The following is a 15627-nucleotide window of genomic DNA, read 5'->3' as shown; positions in this document are numbered from 1 at the left end:
CACATTTATCACCCTGCGGGGGCGGTTACAGGATGTTTTCCGCTTGCGCAGCAAAAAAAAACGCCCGATAAGTTATCGGGCGTTTTTCATGCGGCATAAATCAGCGATTAAGGCTTCGTTAAGACTTCAAGCGCCGCTGCGCTCTCAATCGTCAGCCGTACTTCCTGAGTAATCAGATCGGCCAGTAGCAGGTACACTTTCTGCGTCTGTTCAATCTGAGCATCGCCGGTATCGCTGATATAGCCTTCATCACGTAGCGTCAGCACCAGTGAAGAGAATACCGCCTTATCAAAGAATTCCGGGGCATTAATCCCGTGCAACACTGACAAGCGCTGGGCCATAGTGCGGCTCTCTTTTTCCAGTGAACCCCGGTTAATCGCCGGATTTGCACTGAGAATTGAGAAGGTAATCGCATAGCGTTGCAATGTTTCGCGTACCCCTGCGGCCAGCAGCTGCAGGGTACGGAAGCGTGACGGATTCAGGCGCAGAGTGCTCTCATCGGCAGTGACCAGACCCTGACGCGACAATTCAGCGATCATCTCATCCAGTACCTGTGGCAGCTCCTCTTTATTCCAGCGCAGGAACAGCTCACTTTTCAGCATCGGATAAATAACGCTGACCTGACGCAACAGCTCCGCGCGCGAAATTTCGCGATGTTGCTGCACAATGGCGGCAATCAACGCCGGTAACACCAGCATATGATGGATATTGTTGCGATAGTAAGTCATCAGCACCGCTTGCTCACGCGGCAGAATAATGATGTCACCGATATTGTCCTGCTCGGTTTCAAATTTATTCATTCCCAGCGCGCTGTTCAGCAGCGCTTCCGCCGTCATATCCGGTACGGTAGCGTCAGGCGAATAAGGCACATTACGCAGCAGCTGGATGTAGCAGTCGAGCTGCTCGGTCAACTGTTCGCGCGTTAATGAACGTTGACGAGAAGCCAGCAGCGCGGTGACACAAAGGTTCATGGCGTTGGCCGCGCCGGCGTTATTAATCCGCACCATCACGCGCTGAGCGATATCATTTACCGCCGGTGTCAGCCAGGCCGGGCGCTGAGCTTCAATCGGATCGATAGAATCACGCCATTCAGGCACATGCTTATTCAGATAGTTAATCAACGGCAGCGGTTCACCAAAGTTAACATAGCCCTGGCCGAGATTGCGCAGTTTGCGTAAACCGCGCACCATCTGCATAAAGCCTTCTTTCTCTTTGGTAGCACCGCGCAACTCTTTGGCGTAAGTGCCTACTTCCATCACGTGTTCATAGCCAATGTAGATTGGCACCAGCGTGATAGGGCGGTTACCGCCGCGCAGCATCGCCTGAATGGTCATCGACAAGGTACCGGTTTTCGGATCGAGCAGACGCCCGGTGCGCGAACGCCCCCCTTCGACGAAGTATTCCACCGAATAGCCGCGGGTAAACAGCTCACCGAGATATTCGCGGAACACCGTGGCGTACAGTTTATTGCCTTTAAAAGTACGGCGGATAAAGAACGCACCCAGACGACGGAAGATCGGGCCCGCAGGCCAGAAATTCAGATTAATACCGGCAGCAATGTGCGGCGGCACCAAGCCCTGGTGATACAGCACATACGACAGCAGCAGGTAGTCCATATGACTGCGATGGCAGGGAACATAAACGATTTCATGGCCATCCTGCGCCAGCTGACGAACACGTTCGCCACCGTTGACGTTAATGCCCTGATAAAGCTTGCTCCACGTCCAGCTCATCACGCGGTCGGTAAGACGAATCGCTTCGTAAGAGAAGTCAGCGGCGATCTCTTCCATCAGCTCAACTGCGTTTTGCTGTGCCTTCTCATGGGAGATTTTTTTGCTGCGTGCTTCATCTTCGACCGCTTTAGCGATGGCTTTGGATTGCAGCAGCCGACCAAACAGCTCCTGACGCACCGGCAAACGCGGGCCGATCGCCGCCAGACGCTGACGAGCGAAATGCATACGCGCAACGCGGGCCAGCTTCTGGGCGATAGTTTGATCGGTGCCGTGTTCAGTCGCCATACGGCGCAGTGACACGGTAGGAGAGAAACGCACGAAGCTGTCGCGTCCTAACCAGAGAACGGCAAAAAACTTCTGAATGCCGTTCAGCACGCGCAGATGTGGCGTCTGTTCACCCTGAACTTCGCGACCCGGTGCACGGCCAAACATGACGGAAATCGGCACCATCTGCACGTCAAGATCGGGATTACTGCGGTGTAGATCCAGATATTCGTGAAACAGCTTTACCGACTCCAGATTGGGAACGAAGTAGGGGAACACGCGCGGTCCATCGTGGATAAACACGTGGCGTGGCAAAACCGTGCCATCGATTTCCAGCGGCTCCAACGGATCGGGCAAGTCGCGTTTACGACATTGCGATCGCAATGCAAGGAGATCCGCCTTTGAATCATAAGGCAATACATACATAATGGGGCGCGAACTATCGAGCCCGAGTTCAGCTACCGGATCGGCCGGAATAGCCTTACTTCTCACCAAAAATGAGAGGGGTAAGTTTAGTAACTTGTAATAGAAATTACGCCAACCTGACATAGACAACATGAAGCCTCTTGTTAGCAAAGCGCGGCAAGCATACCAGAAAGCGCTATTAAGATCTGTTGTGTTGCAATACGTGCGCCACCCTCTGGTGGACGTTAAACATCTCAAAGGGTTCCCTGATTATGACAAATAATGTAACCGGCCTTGCGCGAATTGTGAAAGCAGCAGGTTATTCATGGAAAGGTTTGCGTGCCGCCTGGCAGCATGAAGCCGCATTTCGCGAGGAGTTGATCGCAGCAGTGGTGGCGATCGTTATTGCCTGCTGGCTTGATGTGGATGCCATCACTCGTGTACTGCTAATCGGCTCAGTACTGCTGGTGATTATCGTAGAAATCCTTAACAGCGCGATAGAAGCGGTGGTGGATCGGATCGGCAGTGAAATGCATGAGCTTTCCGGACGCGCCAAGGATATGGGGTCTGCGGCGGTGTTACTCACCATTCTGTTAGCGGTATTTGTCTGGATAATGCTGTTATGGGCACATTTCGCCTGACCAGGCAGAAATTGACAAGCAGTCGTTTTTTACGCAGCTTTAGGTTTCAAAGCAGCGAATACCTGTATATACTCACAGCGACTGTATAAACAACCAGGGGGCGGAATGAAAGCATTAACGGCAAGGCAGCAGCAGGTCTATGATCTGATTCGTGACCATATTAATCAGACGGGTATGCCTCCTACACGCGCCGAAATTGCCTCGCAATTAGGTTTCCGTTCCCCCAACGCCGCGGAAGAGCATCTGAAAGCCCTGGCGCGTAAGGGTGTGATTGAGATCGTTTCCGGCGCTTCGCGCGGCATTCGTCTGATGATGGAAGATGAGAGCGGCCTGCCGCTGATCGGTCGCGTCGCAGCGGGTGAACCATTGCTGGCAGAACAGCATATTGAAGGCCATTTTCAGGTCGACGCCAATCTGTTTAAACCTAATGCAGACTTCTTGTTGCGCGTCAGCGGCATGTCGATGAAAGACATCGGTATTATGGATGGCGATCTGCTGGCAGTGCATAAGACTCAGGACGTGCGTAATGGACAGGTTGTCGTAGCGCGTATTGACGATGAAGTCACCGTCAAACGACTGAAGAAACAAGGTAATGTGGTTCAGTTACTGCCTGAAAACAGTGATTTTCAGCCAATTGTGGTCGATCTTCGTCAGCAAACCCTGACGATTGAAGGTCTGGCGGTCGGTGTGATTCGCAACGGCAACTGGCTGTAACCTTCTACTTCCTTTAGCGCGTGCTGTTATCCTCCGCAGGCACGCGCCGTGACTTACATTGTCTATTTTATTGCATCAGAACTCTCAATATTGCATTACCCGAGAAAGCGCCTGAGTCAGGGGTGCTGGATCCAACGGTCTGATAGACGGAGCTTATCTTAAAATTTTTACTGCCATCGACAACACCAACAAAACTGGCATTATCATCAACCGTCAATGTACATTTTCCATTATTACCACACTTCGTCACATTTCTGGCCTCTCCGGAGACAGGCTGAACCCCCTCAAAGGTTAACTGCACGTTAGACGGGCTCCCGCAATTAATCCCAAAATTAGTACTTGAAGAGTGTCCGCTACGAGCCTGTGCGGTAGTTATTTTTCCATGATTAATGGCAATATTACTGCCTCCGGTCAAAGAACAGCTGGCCATCACATTAACCTGCACTGGAGCAAATCGATTTTGCATAGATGCCACTGCCAGCTCAACCCCACCCCCACCAGAACAGTATTTTTCTCCCTTATACCACTCTTCAGCTCCGATCTTTATTGGAATTCTCACGTTGTATGTGCCGGAAAAAGCGCTCCCTTTGGTGATATAAACGCGCAGTTTTGTCTCAGTAAAAGAGTTTTCGACCAGCGGATAACGGGATCCGACATTAAGACTGCTCGGAAAATTTCCCACCCAATTAGGAAATTTGTACGGACCAGAATAGGTCTGAAAACCTGAATATATTCCGCGCACAAGATAGTTTCCGGAAATAATTTCTATACGGCCCGTCAATCCGTCACCCAGAGAGATATCGCCCCCTCCAGCGGGTAATGCTATCCATGTCGCCAGGTTCTTGCTGCCGTTTCCACTTGCAATATTATTCGTGCCAAAGGGAACATTATAACGTTGAATCCATGATACGCTTCCTGGTGCGGTGGACGGTAACCCGGGTAAAGTGATATCAAAGTAATCCGCTGTACTACCATTACTGACGGTTATTGGAGGGATTGCCTGTGAGTTATCATCCATTTGCCACAATATTTGCAAATCACGGCAAGGGTCATAGGCAAAGGCAGGTATACTACAGCAAAGAAAAATAAAAGATAAAAAGTAATTAACTACATTCACCTTTTCAACTCCTTTTAAATATTATTTTCAGAGTTACACATTAAAAAATCAGCATTGCTGATGCTGTATTTTTAGTGCGTAACTGCTATTTCTCGAACGCATTGAGATATATCCGCAATGATTCATAATTTTCTTCACACAAATCTGGCCTGGCATTTACAATCGTGACGTGCTGAGACGCCTGTGGCGGTTATAACTAAAAGTAACTTATGCTCATACTTGCAGAGGCCGAAAATGCCTTTGTCTCCAACTGACCGGTACCATTTTTAAATGGCACTGCTGTGAAAACGAAAACGCCTGATTCTTTTCCTGAAAGCCCATTAGTGATTGGATAACCAATGGATACTGACCCATAGATTGTCCCCCCTCCAAGGGTTAATTTAGTGGACGTTCCCTCTCCCTGATAAAGAGCAATGCCAAAATTGCTGACATTCGTTGCCAGTACGTTTGTATTCGCGCCCAGTTGAGTCCCTGTCACCTTCACGTAAGCTGTTCCCTGAGGATAATCACAAGTAATTGGCACACTAATTTTTTGATAATTTTTTGGGTTGGCCACGTCCGTTACGGATATATCTCCAAACTTTACTTCGATCGTTTCTCCGCCATTAACCTGACAGGCAGGAATATAGACCTCTCCTGTAATACTGATAGGGATATCTTCTGCAAGTGTTCTGCCAGACAGAAACAGCATCGAGTAAGAAATTACTGCTGTTATTTTCATTAATTTTAGCGACATAATTTTTACGCCTCTTAGTAGATCCGTCTGTGCTGTTTTAACGTTGCTATGCATCTGAAAAGGTCTTCGCCTGTTCATATTGTCAGGCCAGCTCAGCGGAAGCTGCCTGAGTCCGGATCAATGCAGCTTTACAATGGTGCTGGCCATCCTTTATTGCTCTTCTGGCCGGATATTACTGATAGCGTACCTGTAGTGTTGAGCTGGCGGTAAACTCTCCAGGCGTCAGCGCATCAAGATCTTTAATGCGTCCGATACCGGCCGTCAGGGCCAGGGTCCGGGCGGTGCCACTACCGGTAACGGATGAGGTAACATCGGTTTCTGTCCCCAGCGGCAGGGCAGTAGTGCCATTTTTCTGACGTAAATAGACAACCAACCCTTCGCTATATTTCGAGGTCTGTAGTACGCCCTGGGCCGCATCGTGGACCGTCGATGAAGTCACTGTCAGCCTCGGCGCACCGAGAGTGTAGGGGCAGTTGACGGGGATCGTTATCTCTTGCAGGTCGTAAGGGGTGTTTACCGCGGTCAGCGTCTGGATCTCCACGTCGCCGAACGGCACCGTCACCTGAGTGTTGTTGTTCACGGTACACAGTGGAACGACAAGATTACCGGTGAAAACCATACTGGTATCCGCCTGGGCGGTCAGCGGCAGAATGCAGGCAGCCAGTAGCGTGCCAATTTTTATTTTAAAACGCAGCATTTCTTATTCCTTTATCTGTTTGACATTACTGATAGTTAATTTCAAAAGTAGCGATCGCGCTGTAATCACCTGGCTGCACGCTTTTGTCAGCCAGAGCTTCAGGCGTGGCCTGTACATAGGCGCTAAAGTTGAGCGTAACGATCTCGGAGGCAATCACCTCTCCATTGCCGGCGTGGTGGGCGTCTCCCAGAGCCAGTGGCGTCTTACCGTCCGTATCGATAATTTGAACCGCTAACTTGCCAGAATTGACTCCTGAGACTTTAAGTGCCCCCGGCACGCGTTGTTCTGCCTCGCCTGAGAAGACAACTTTGACAATCTTCCCAAGTGACTCCGCCCGACAGTTAAGCAATTTGATCGCGAAGTTTTTGTTGTTGCTTCTGCCGGGCGCGTTGTGAAATTGTGGCAGTGCGCTTTCGGAAAAAGTCACATCTTGTCCCGCCGATGCCGGATCCAGCTGGCAAGGACGATCCAGCAGATTTCCGGTAAAGACCACATCGGCTCCGGCTCGCCCACAGAGGCCAAGCAGGCATAACATCATCAGGCAGACAAGGAGCCTGATCATCGTCAGCCCTTGTCTGTAGCAGTACACTGGCTACCCTCACAGCGGAAAGGCAGCGTTGGTCGCCCACCGTAGTCGTTAATGAACGTGAGCCACGGCGTTCCGGTCTGGGGAGCTTTCACCTGCAACTCTGATTTTGGCGCTACCATTACCGCTTCAAATTTCCCTTTCTCAGCATCCTGGCGGGAAGCACCGAAGCCAATAATGGTGATGTAATACGGCGTTGGGTTAGTAATACGATAGCCACCCGCTTCGGGATGCAGCACCAACTGATCCTGCCAAACTTTATTAGGTTCGGCTTTGATCGCCGCCGGACGATAAAAGAGTTTGACCTGAGTCTGCAGCGCTATCTGCAGAACATTCGCTTTATCACTCTTTGGAGGAATTTCACGCAGGTTAAAATAGAACAAGCTTTCACGATCCTGGGGCAGCTGATTGATTCCGGGGGTAGACATCAGCCTGAGCTGGCTTTTCGTTCCGGCTTCCAGACGCTGGACCGGAGGTGTGACCACTAACGGGCCGGTGGTGAGCTTTTCTTGCTTGTCATTATCCAGCCAAACCTGGGCCAGGTAGGGCAATTGATTATTTTCATTGGCAATATTCAACGCCATGGATTTTTCATCCCCATTATAAATAATTCGGGTGCGATCCATTGAAATAGCGGCATAGCCTGTTGATATCGTAAAAACACCGACAATCAACACTATCGTCCTTAATTTAAACATTTTTTTCTCCAGTTCTTTTCTGCCCGCCGACTGATTGCCGACGACATAATTTATTAATTTGCACGACACGGTAATAATAATTGCTGGTCAGGCTGCAGGTTGTCAGGAAGATCGGTGAGACACTGCACCTTTCCGTTCCAACTGACACTCAGGGTTTCACCTGGATTAACGCCGCTGATCCAAACGAGGCCATCGTCGCCAACCATACCTAATTCCCGACCTTTGGCATTGAGTACGGCGGCACCAAAAGGAGGATGATTATTTTCTGCGGTACGCAGTACGGCAAACAGACGCGCACCTTTCAGAACTTCAAATTTGCGGTAGCCGATGGCACCTTCCGTAAGAGCGGACTCAACTACCGATTGCGGGGCTTCGATATCCTCTGGCAACTTGCTGACATCAACAGATACTGTGTTACGGTAATAGCTGCTGATATCCGTCACCACACCCGTTCCCCAGCGGTTAGTGAACACTCGCCCACCATCCACGGGTACGCCGGCGATGCCATCAGTTGATACCAGCATTCGTGTACCGCCATTCAGACCACCGGCATGTAAAGCCGCTCCCTTCGCCGTTATTGTCGCTCCACCGGAAGCGCTTAACCCTAGCGAACTATAATTATTTTGTACCGTGGCAAAAGAGGCTGATACATCGGCCAGTGAACTATGGCGGCTGTAATAGCCATTAAATGTTCCGCCACTGGTATTATCACCGTGGTTTAACCCGGCGTTAATGTTATAACTGTCCATGCCGTTATTTAGAGTGTCGCTATATCCTATCGTCTGCGAGTAACGGCTGTCGTTCTTACTGCCGTTATAACTGAGCATACCCGTGCCCAGCGGTACAGAAATACGCAGGAATCCGGCATTATCATCGCGGTCAAGATATTTTGTTCGCGATACCGTCAGGCCGACAGAGAGATTTTTGAATCCCAGAATATCGAGATACTGGTTAAAAGATAGAGTGTAATAATTCGACGTACCCAGATCCCAGTATGTCTGATGACTGTACTGAACATTTACCGACATTCGCTGTTCGGAAAAATATTTATTCAGTGAAACCGTATAAAGTTCCTTGTCATGTCCGGCGATATTATTCCGATAGCGGGTATCGAGATAACCTTGCATCGTCATATAATCGCGTTCGGAGAAGCGATATCCGGCAAAGGTGATATCCGTATTCGCGTCATCAAAGCGTTTCGAATAGCTTAAGCGCCAGGACTTACCCATCAGTGTTTCTTTACCATCAAAACGCGCGACGGATTGGGTCACGTCGCTCGACAGTGCACCCCACTCATATAAATCGCGACCAATACCTATTGCCAGAGCATTATAGGAACCGGAAAAAATTCCGCCGCCGTACAGCGACCAGTTATTGTTAACGCCCCATGACAACTCACTACCGGTGAAAGCGGGGCCTTCCGTCTCATGCCCTAAATAGCGAGAGCGTCCACCAACCAGTTTATAACGCAATTGTCCCGGACGCGTCAGATAAGGTACGTAAGCCGTATTGACGACAAACGTCTTTTTTTGTCCGTTACTCTCAATCACCTCTACGTCCAGTCGCCCGCGAATAGAGCTGTCCAGGTCCTGGATGCTGAAAGGTCCGGCAGGGACGGTAGAGTCGTACAGCACGCGCTCCTGCTGTTTTACTATGACTCTGGCATTGGTTTCCGCTATGCCGGTAATTTGTGGGGCGTAACCGCGCAGTCGGGGCGGCAGCATACGATCGTCACTTTCCAGAGAGGCGCCGGTATATGCCCAGCCATTGAAAATGTCAGAGTTAATATAGTTTTCACCCAGCGTCAGCTTTGACTGTAGCCGTGGCAACGCACGGAACAAATAGAAACGCGTCCAGTCAGACTGGCTTTGGGTGCCGTTCGCACTTCCTTGCGTACGGTTAATGCTGCCCTGATAATCCCCTCTGAGCCGCCAGGCATCAAAGTTGGCGCCGACGGTACCGTTATAACTCAGGGATTGGCTCTGATCGCCTTCATTTGGACGCGTCACGAGCCCATTCAGGTTGTAATCAAATAGCAGGCCTGGAATACCATTTTCCCAACGGGAGGGCGGCAGCCATGAAGCGTCTGAATATTCCAGCAGCGCCTTAGGCAGAGTAATATTCAGTTCACCTGCGGCAAGGTCCGCCTGAATAGTGCTGCCAGATAATGGCCCCAAATCAGCACAGCTGTGGTTATTCCACCACGTCACCCTGGCGAGCGATGCCTCAGTAAGGCCGATTTTCGCCACCATTTCGGGGGTCAGACAGGCCCGCGATACCAGCTGGCCCTTGCTATCAGGTACATCAATAAAAGAGACGGATAGTTCACTGACCGAGACGTTCTGTCCATTAACGACGAGCTGAAGCTGATACTGCCCGGGCATGATATACCCGGCCTGTGAAAAACGGGTAAAATCGATATTATTCCGATCGCTGGAATCAATAACGTCTGTATTAAATTCGACTGCCAGCGAGTATTTACAAAAACTCAGACAGATCACAGCTGTAGTCATTTTAATGACGGCAAATAAATTATTTTTCATTGTGATCGCAGACATCGTTAAAATAACCAGACTTCCCTGATTTGATCTTTATCAGGAGCAGGGAATCCTCCCCTGCTCCTCACCTGTATTTACTGGTAGCTAAGGTTAAAGTTCGCTACCGCGGTAAAATCGCCCGCAGCAACGGTTTTGCCCGTAGCCTGTTTCACCCAGGTATTGAACTGCAGAGTATTTTGACCGTCACCCAACGGAATATCGTTGGTCGCCTTACCGAAGCTCAGGTCAGTACCATTGTTAATAATAATCGCCGTGTTGGTCGGGCCAGAGGTTGCCAGCTCGGTTGCTACCGGTACTGTTGTGCCATTTTCACCTGGAGCAGACATGGTATTACCGTTGAAGGTGACCTGTACGCCTTTAGAGACATTACTGACATCACAGCCAACAAGCTTGATAGCCAGAGTTTTCTGCTGGGAAATACCGCCTGCGGCCAGTGTGGCTTTTGAGATCTGACCAAAATCGATGGACTGATCGGCAGAATCAGATTCAATACCGCACGGGGCATCAACAACGGTACCCTTAAAGTTTACAACCCCTTCACCCTGTGCCGCGCTTGCACCAAAAGCGGCCAGTAATACGGAAAGTGCGCTCAGTTTGGCTAATGTACTCATGTTTAATTTCCTTATTGATATTTCATTTGCATTGGTGACAGAAATACAGAGTCAGCATGACTCCAATTGATACAGCGTTTTTATTTGACTTACTTTGGTGAAGTGTTTTTTCAGCGATCCAGACGGAGGGCTTGGTTATCGCTGCACAAATAAATTTTGCAGAAATATTCGATTATCACAGCCTAATTTCAACATCAGGTTTCTGCGATGGGTATAAAATGTTTTATAATTAATTCCCAGCTTAGTCGTCATCTCCTGGTGCGTCACACCATCTGACATTAACGTCAAAAGTTCTTTTTCACGTCGTGTCAGTTTTTTCTTGGTATGATAAATTCCAGAATCACGCTTAAGTAAAAAAAAACCGAGAATGTCCTGCACACTACTTCTTTTGTCTAAAACATGGGGTATGCCAATTTTCTCTGCCTTATAAAAGTCAATGTCATTGGATACAAAGGCGACTTTCTCTTTACCGTCAGAGACGGACATAAGAACATGATCTATGTGTTGGCAGTCGAAATCGAGCACGGTGAAAAAGGCGTTAATAAAATCCATGCTTAACAATCTACAAAGACCGTAGACGAAAAAATTATCCTCTGAAAAAATAGAGTTCACTACTTTTATATTGTTATTACGGCAGTTCCATTCCATTTTAAAAATCCATTTCTTATACCGAACAAAGAACTTTCTCTGGTGATGCACTCTTTTCGTTCTGGTCAACGATTGAGAAATTATGCAATAGCAGCCCCTTTCTCCCAACAATAAAAAAAATAAACAGATAAAAAGGCCATGGCCACTGTATATTTCATTGATTTAAAGCAAAAAAAACCGGGCAAAAGTTAGTTTTAATCCCTTAAATTTAAAAGGGTCAACCTTAACTAACCACTGGCATCAATAGGCACAACCTTTATATGGGAATTTTCTTGGGTATCTTTCTTTCATTACATCATCGAAAAATAACAATGCATGACTTCTCCTTCTCAATACTCACGTTGCTGGTCAGCGAAAGCGAGAGCCATAGTAGTCTCTGGTAAAAAAAACAGCCATTTGTATAAGTAAAAATGATTAATTCGGAAGATTATTCTAATTTATAAGGTTATATAAATGTAATTAAGATAAACACACCAAAAACTTCCTCTCTAAACCGTATGTTCAACTCTGGAAAAAAGGGCTATAATTTTTAGGACTATTCAGCACACGAGAGCTACGGTGTTCTACATCATTAATAACAAAGTAAAATTCAGAAATACTGATGGTTTATTCTGGCTCGATCAAGATGAAGCATCCGGCATCACATTAACCGCTACTATGAGTCGCCTGCTGGCATTTTTACTTGAGCACCGAGGAGAAGTCGTAAGCAGAGATGAAATACTTAGCCATGTATGGGATGCACATGGATTAAGAAGCTCAAATAACAGTCTGAATAAATATATTTCCGATCTGAGACAAGTGTTTCGAAATATGGGGTGTAGCGAAGAAATTATCGTTACAGTACCAAGAATTGGTTTTATGTTGTCCGGGGATTGCGAGGTTGAAAAACACGCATCGACTCATCAACCACAGGACAGCCCATCTCCCCTGGTAGAAAGCAAACCACGAACAAAACGCCGGTTTTTTTTTATAAATCTTGGTGTGATTCTGTTTATTTTGGCGCTCGTATCGGGACTAAAATGGAGCTTCTCTGTCAATAAAAGCGACGGCGAGCTGATCAGTAAAAAAACCTGGCTGCTGGGGAAAATTAATAGCTGTCAGGTCTTTGCTTTTAAACCCGCATCGCCAGAAACTGCACAACAGAAACTGGCTATCATAAAGGACGTTCTTGATGCAGAAAAACTGAGCTGTACATCTGATGACGATATCTATATTCAGGTAGCCGATCCAATTTATTATGGTTTTCCCGGCAGAATATTTTTGTCTATCTGCAAAAGGAACGATCGTAGCGGAACACTTCTCGCCTCCTGCTACAATTTCTACGAGACCGCTTATGAAACTAAAAAAGAGTAGAATAATCGGCTTCATGCTTTCGGTCTTTGTTATCGTTGTAACTATTTTATCTGCCTTCATCGGACATAAAAAAAATTACTCTACTTTAGACAATGACTGTTCTGCTGCCGTTTCCATACGCGATAAATCAGCAAACTTCTCTGCCAGGCTGAACATATATCTGAGCTTACACAATGATAATACTGGCTATCTGGATGTTGTGGGAAAGATAAGCGAAGCTGGCGTCAGCTATACAACTGCACGCTCCTGGCGCTTCAATTACGCCCTGCAGAACGGTAACACCGCGTATTTGACCCGGCTCACGATGGACAAACGTGCCGCTGATGATTCGCCCGACGGCCTGGTGGACAGGTTGATCTTCAGTACCGACGCCGGCAGCGGGCGCTATGTAAAGATCGCCGTGTTAAATAATGCCTGGGTCATCGGTAATCTCTACTCACCGCAGTTTCTCTGCCTGATACGTGATAAATAAGGCGCTGTTGCCCATAAACAATGGCGGTAGGCTGGTATTCATCTTTTGCCGAGTTGGGTCTGCGTCAGACATATTTAGTTACACCGCGGCACTATGGCCGGATTACCTTAAAACTGGCTATCTTTCAGTGAGTTATTCTATCTGTAAGACTGTCAGGCAGAAGTAATCTCTACATATCGGTTCGCAATGTGCTTCAGCTACTATAATTAACTCTGTGTTTAGCGAATGGACAGCGTTTTCTTCTAACAGTAGAGACGTAGCTAATACGAAACACCAAAGCTGTTATCACCTAAGGTAGAGGAAATATATTATGAATAGCGACCAAGCCGGCGGTAACTGGAAACAGTTTAAAGGTAAAGTGAAAGAAAAATGGGGTAAATTAACCGACGACGACATGACGGTGATCGAAGGTAAACGCGATCAACTGGTAGGTAAAATCCAGGAACGTTATGGCTACGCTCAGGATGAAGCGGAAAAAGAAGTTAAGGACTGGGAAACCCATAACAGCGATCATCGCTGGTAGTCCTCAAAGCATTAAAGTTCATTTAAGGACGATGCTCCTACCCCAAGGCACACGGAGTGTGCCACTTTAAAACGAATGACCTAACGCCCCCGTTTTTTACTCACCACCGTATGATCGTGCTGGCAACTTTCCTGATGCGTACAGGCTTCGACTTCCCGACAGCCAATACACAGCCCATGTGCTTCGATAACGCTGTGCCGCAACACGAATCCTGACTGGCGCGCCAGTGCCTGCAAAATATCTTCAACGCCTTCAGCATGCTTCTCATTAACCGAACCACAGCGATCGCAAATCAACATCGCCGAGGTGTGCTGCGGTTGTTCAAAATGGTGGCACACCACATAGCTGTTGTTTGATTCAACGCGATGGATAAATCCCTGTTCCAGCAGAAAATCCAGAGCGCGATAAACGGTGGGGGGTTTAGCCTGAGGTTCGGATACGCGTAATAAATCCAGCAGGTCGTAGGCACTGATAGCCCCTTTCTGTTCGGTCATCAGACGCAATACTTCCAGGCGCTGCGGCGTTAAACGCACGTTGCGCTGCTGACAAAGTTGCTCTGCCTGCGACAAAATTTGTTCAGGAACGATAGCGCTCATGAGGAATCTCCGGACCGAATTGAAATGTTATTTTATCACGTACAGCAAAAAACGCCGAATGCTCTGTTTTTTTCGACGCGGATGACAACCCCCTGGCTTAGTGGTCCCTGAGAGTTTCAACGCGGCTTTTGGGCAAGGCATCCCTCGCCCCTACGCTATTCTGTGATATCATTGCGCATATTATCGACATCGATTCCACCGCACAGAGTTATCGCTTTTCATGACCCAGAATCTACCTGCTCATCGTTTTTCAATCGCGCCAATGCTTGACTGGACCGACCGTCACTGCCGTTATTTTCACCGCCAGCTTACACAGCAAACGCTGCTGTACACTGAGATGGTCACTACCGGTGCGATCATTCATGGTAAAGGCGACTATCTTGCCTGGAGTGAAGAAGAGCAGCCGGTCGCATTGCAGCTGGGTGGCAGCGATCCCGCGGCGCTGGCGCAGTGTGCCAGGCTGGCTGAAGCGCGTGGTTATAATGAAATAAACCTTAACGTCGGTTGCCCGTCCGATCGGGTACAAAATGGACGTTTTGGTGCCTGCCTGATGGGCGAAGCGGCGCTGGTAGCGGATTGTATTAAAGCAATGCGTGATGTGGTGTCGATTCCGGTAACGGTTAAAACCCGTATTGGTATTGATGAGCAGGATAGTTACGCGTTTCTTTGTGACTTCATCTCGACGGTTGCCACCCAGGGTGGCTGTGACATGTTTATCATTCACGCGCGTAAAGCCTGGCTTTCCGGCCTCAGCCCGAAAGAGAATCGTGAAATTCCACCGCTGGACTACGAACGTGTTTATCAACTAAAACGCGATTTTCCACAGCTGACGCTATCGCTAAACGGTGGGGTAAAAACGCTGGATGAAGCTAAGCAACATTTGCTGCATCTGGATGGCGTGATGATGGGGCGCGAGGCTTACCAGAATCCCGGCATTCTGACGCAGGTCGACCGTGAGTTGTTCGGTCTGGATACCGCAGCCAGCGATCCAGTGGCGGTGGTGCGGGCAATGTATCCCTATATTGAAGCTGAACTGGCAAAAGGTACTTATCTCGGCCATGTCACCCGCCATATGTTGGGACTGTTCCAGGGTATTCCGGGCGCACGTCAGTGGCGTCGTTACCTGAGCGAAAATGCCCATAAGCCTGGCGCGGATGTTGAGGTAGTGGAAAAAGCGCTGTCGTTGGTAGCTGATAAAATTCCTGCCGCCACGCCAGTGGTCTGACTGACCAGAACCCCGGGCGGCAGCGTGCTGTCCGGGTTAGTTAATGTTTA

The 15627-nt window shown here is 48.4% G+C and carries 16 protein-coding genes; 6 read left to right on the top strand and 10 right to left on the bottom strand.

What is annotated here, in order from left to right; translation table 11 throughout:
- Positions 1-107 precede the first annotated feature (107 nt).
- A complete protein-coding gene (gene plsB, locus RIN69_RS20720; protein WP_313857825.1) occupies positions 108-2546 on the bottom strand; it encodes a glycerol-3-phosphate 1-O-acyltransferase PlsB in 2439 nt (812 codons plus the stop codon).
- 128 nt (positions 2547-2674) lie between these two features.
- Between plsB and RIN69_RS20715 the strand changes: the two genes are divergently transcribed.
- Together RIN69_RS20715 and lexA are read left to right on the top strand one after the other, a co-directional pair.
- A complete protein-coding gene (locus RIN69_RS20715) occupies positions 2675-3043 on the top strand; it encodes a diacylglycerol kinase (protein WP_313854252.1) in 369 nt (122 codons plus the stop codon).
- A 105-nt stretch (positions 3044-3148) separates the two neighbouring features.
- On the top strand, positions 3149-3757 hold the full coding sequence (lexA, locus tag RIN69_RS20710) for a transcriptional repressor LexA (protein WP_313854251.1): 609 nt from the start codon (positions 3149-3151) through the stop codon (positions 3755-3757).
- A 67-nt stretch (positions 3758-3824) separates the two neighbouring features.
- Here lexA and RIN69_RS20705 read toward each other — a convergent pair whose 3' ends face one another.
- The 8 genes from RIN69_RS20705 to RIN69_RS20670 all read right to left on the bottom strand — a co-directional run bounded on the left by RIN69_RS20705 (position 3825) and on the right by RIN69_RS20670 (position 11408).
- Positions 3825-4874: a hypothetical protein gene (locus RIN69_RS20705; protein ID WP_313854250.1), complete on the bottom strand. Its 1050-nt coding sequence runs from the start codon at positions 4872-4874 to the stop codon at positions 3825-3827.
- Between the two features lie 196 nt (positions 4875-5070).
- Positions 5071-5610 carry a fimbrial protein gene (locus RIN69_RS20700; RefSeq protein ID WP_313854249.1) on the bottom strand — a complete coding sequence of 180 codons (540 nt, stop codon included), beginning with the start codon at positions 5608-5610 and terminating at the stop codon, positions 5071-5073.
- 172 nt (positions 5611-5782) lie between these two features.
- Positions 5783-6307 (bottom strand): fimbrial protein, encoded by a 525-nt coding sequence (locus RIN69_RS20695; RefSeq protein ID WP_313854247.1) that lies wholly within the window; start codon positions 6305-6307, stop codon positions 5783-5785.
- Between the two features lie 25 nt (positions 6308-6332).
- Complete coding sequence (locus tag RIN69_RS20690; protein ID WP_313854245.1) at positions 6333-6869, bottom strand: fimbrial protein; 537 nt, start codon at positions 6867-6869, stop codon at positions 6333-6335.
- 2 nt (positions 6870-6871) lie between these two features.
- Entirely contained in the window at positions 6872-7591 is a 720-nt protein-coding gene (locus RIN69_RS20685) for a fimbrial biogenesis chaperone (RefSeq protein ID WP_313854243.1), read from the bottom strand.
- A 53-nt stretch (positions 7592-7644) separates the two neighbouring features.
- Positions 7645-10134 (bottom strand): fimbria/pilus outer membrane usher protein, encoded by a 2490-nt coding sequence (locus RIN69_RS20680; RefSeq protein ID WP_313854242.1) that lies wholly within the window; start codon positions 10132-10134, stop codon positions 7645-7647.
- A gap of 89 nt (positions 10135-10223) precedes the next feature.
- The gene (locus RIN69_RS20675; protein WP_313854241.1) at positions 10224-10760 is read right to left on the bottom strand and encodes a fimbrial protein; all 537 of its coding nucleotides are present in this window, start codon (positions 10758-10760) and stop codon (positions 10224-10226) included.
- Between the two features lie 135 nt (positions 10761-10895).
- Positions 10896-11408 carry a helix-turn-helix domain-containing protein gene (locus RIN69_RS20670; protein ID WP_313854238.1) on the bottom strand — a complete coding sequence of 171 codons (513 nt, stop codon included), beginning with the start codon at positions 11406-11408 and terminating at the stop codon, positions 10896-10898.
- 558 nt (positions 11409-11966) lie between these two features.
- On the opposite strand from RIN69_RS20670, the gene RIN69_RS20665 reads away from it, so the two are divergent.
- The 3 genes from RIN69_RS20665 (at position 11967) to RIN69_RS20655 (ending at position 13756) form a co-directional block, all read left to right on the top strand.
- Positions 11967-12761: a winged helix-turn-helix domain-containing protein gene (locus RIN69_RS20665; protein WP_313854237.1), complete on the top strand. Its 795-nt coding sequence runs from the start codon at positions 11967-11969 to the stop codon at positions 12759-12761.
- On the top strand, positions 12742-13233 hold the full coding sequence (locus RIN69_RS20660; protein WP_313854235.1) for a FidL-like protein: 492 nt from the start codon (positions 12742-12744) through the stop codon (positions 13231-13233). The genes RIN69_RS20665 and RIN69_RS20660 overlap by 20 nt, the downstream gene beginning before the upstream one ends.
- 310 nt (positions 13234-13543) lie before the next feature.
- On the top strand, positions 13544-13756 hold the full coding sequence (locus tag RIN69_RS20655) for a CsbD family protein (protein ID WP_313854234.1): 213 nt from the start codon (positions 13544-13546) through the stop codon (positions 13754-13756).
- Between the two features lie 80 nt (positions 13757-13836).
- On the opposite strand, the gene zur is transcribed toward RIN69_RS20655, so the two are convergent.
- On the bottom strand, positions 13837-14352 hold the full coding sequence (gene zur, locus RIN69_RS20650) for a zinc uptake transcriptional repressor Zur (protein WP_313854233.1): 516 nt from the start codon (positions 14350-14352) through the stop codon (positions 13837-13839).
- Between the two features lie 220 nt (positions 14353-14572).
- Between zur and dusA the strand changes: the two genes are divergently transcribed.
- Positions 14573-15577 (top strand): tRNA dihydrouridine(20/20a) synthase DusA, encoded by a 1005-nt coding sequence (gene dusA / locus RIN69_RS20645; protein WP_313854232.1) that lies wholly within the window; start codon positions 14573-14575, stop codon positions 15575-15577.
- Positions 15578-15627: the final 50 nt, after the last annotated feature.

The sequence above is a fragment of the Winslowiella toletana genome, from assembly GCF_032164335.1.
Taxonomy (GTDB): Bacteria; Pseudomonadota; Gammaproteobacteria; order Enterobacterales; family Enterobacteriaceae; genus Erwinia; species Erwinia toletana_A.
This window is presented reverse-complemented; position numbering and strand designations above follow the sequence as displayed.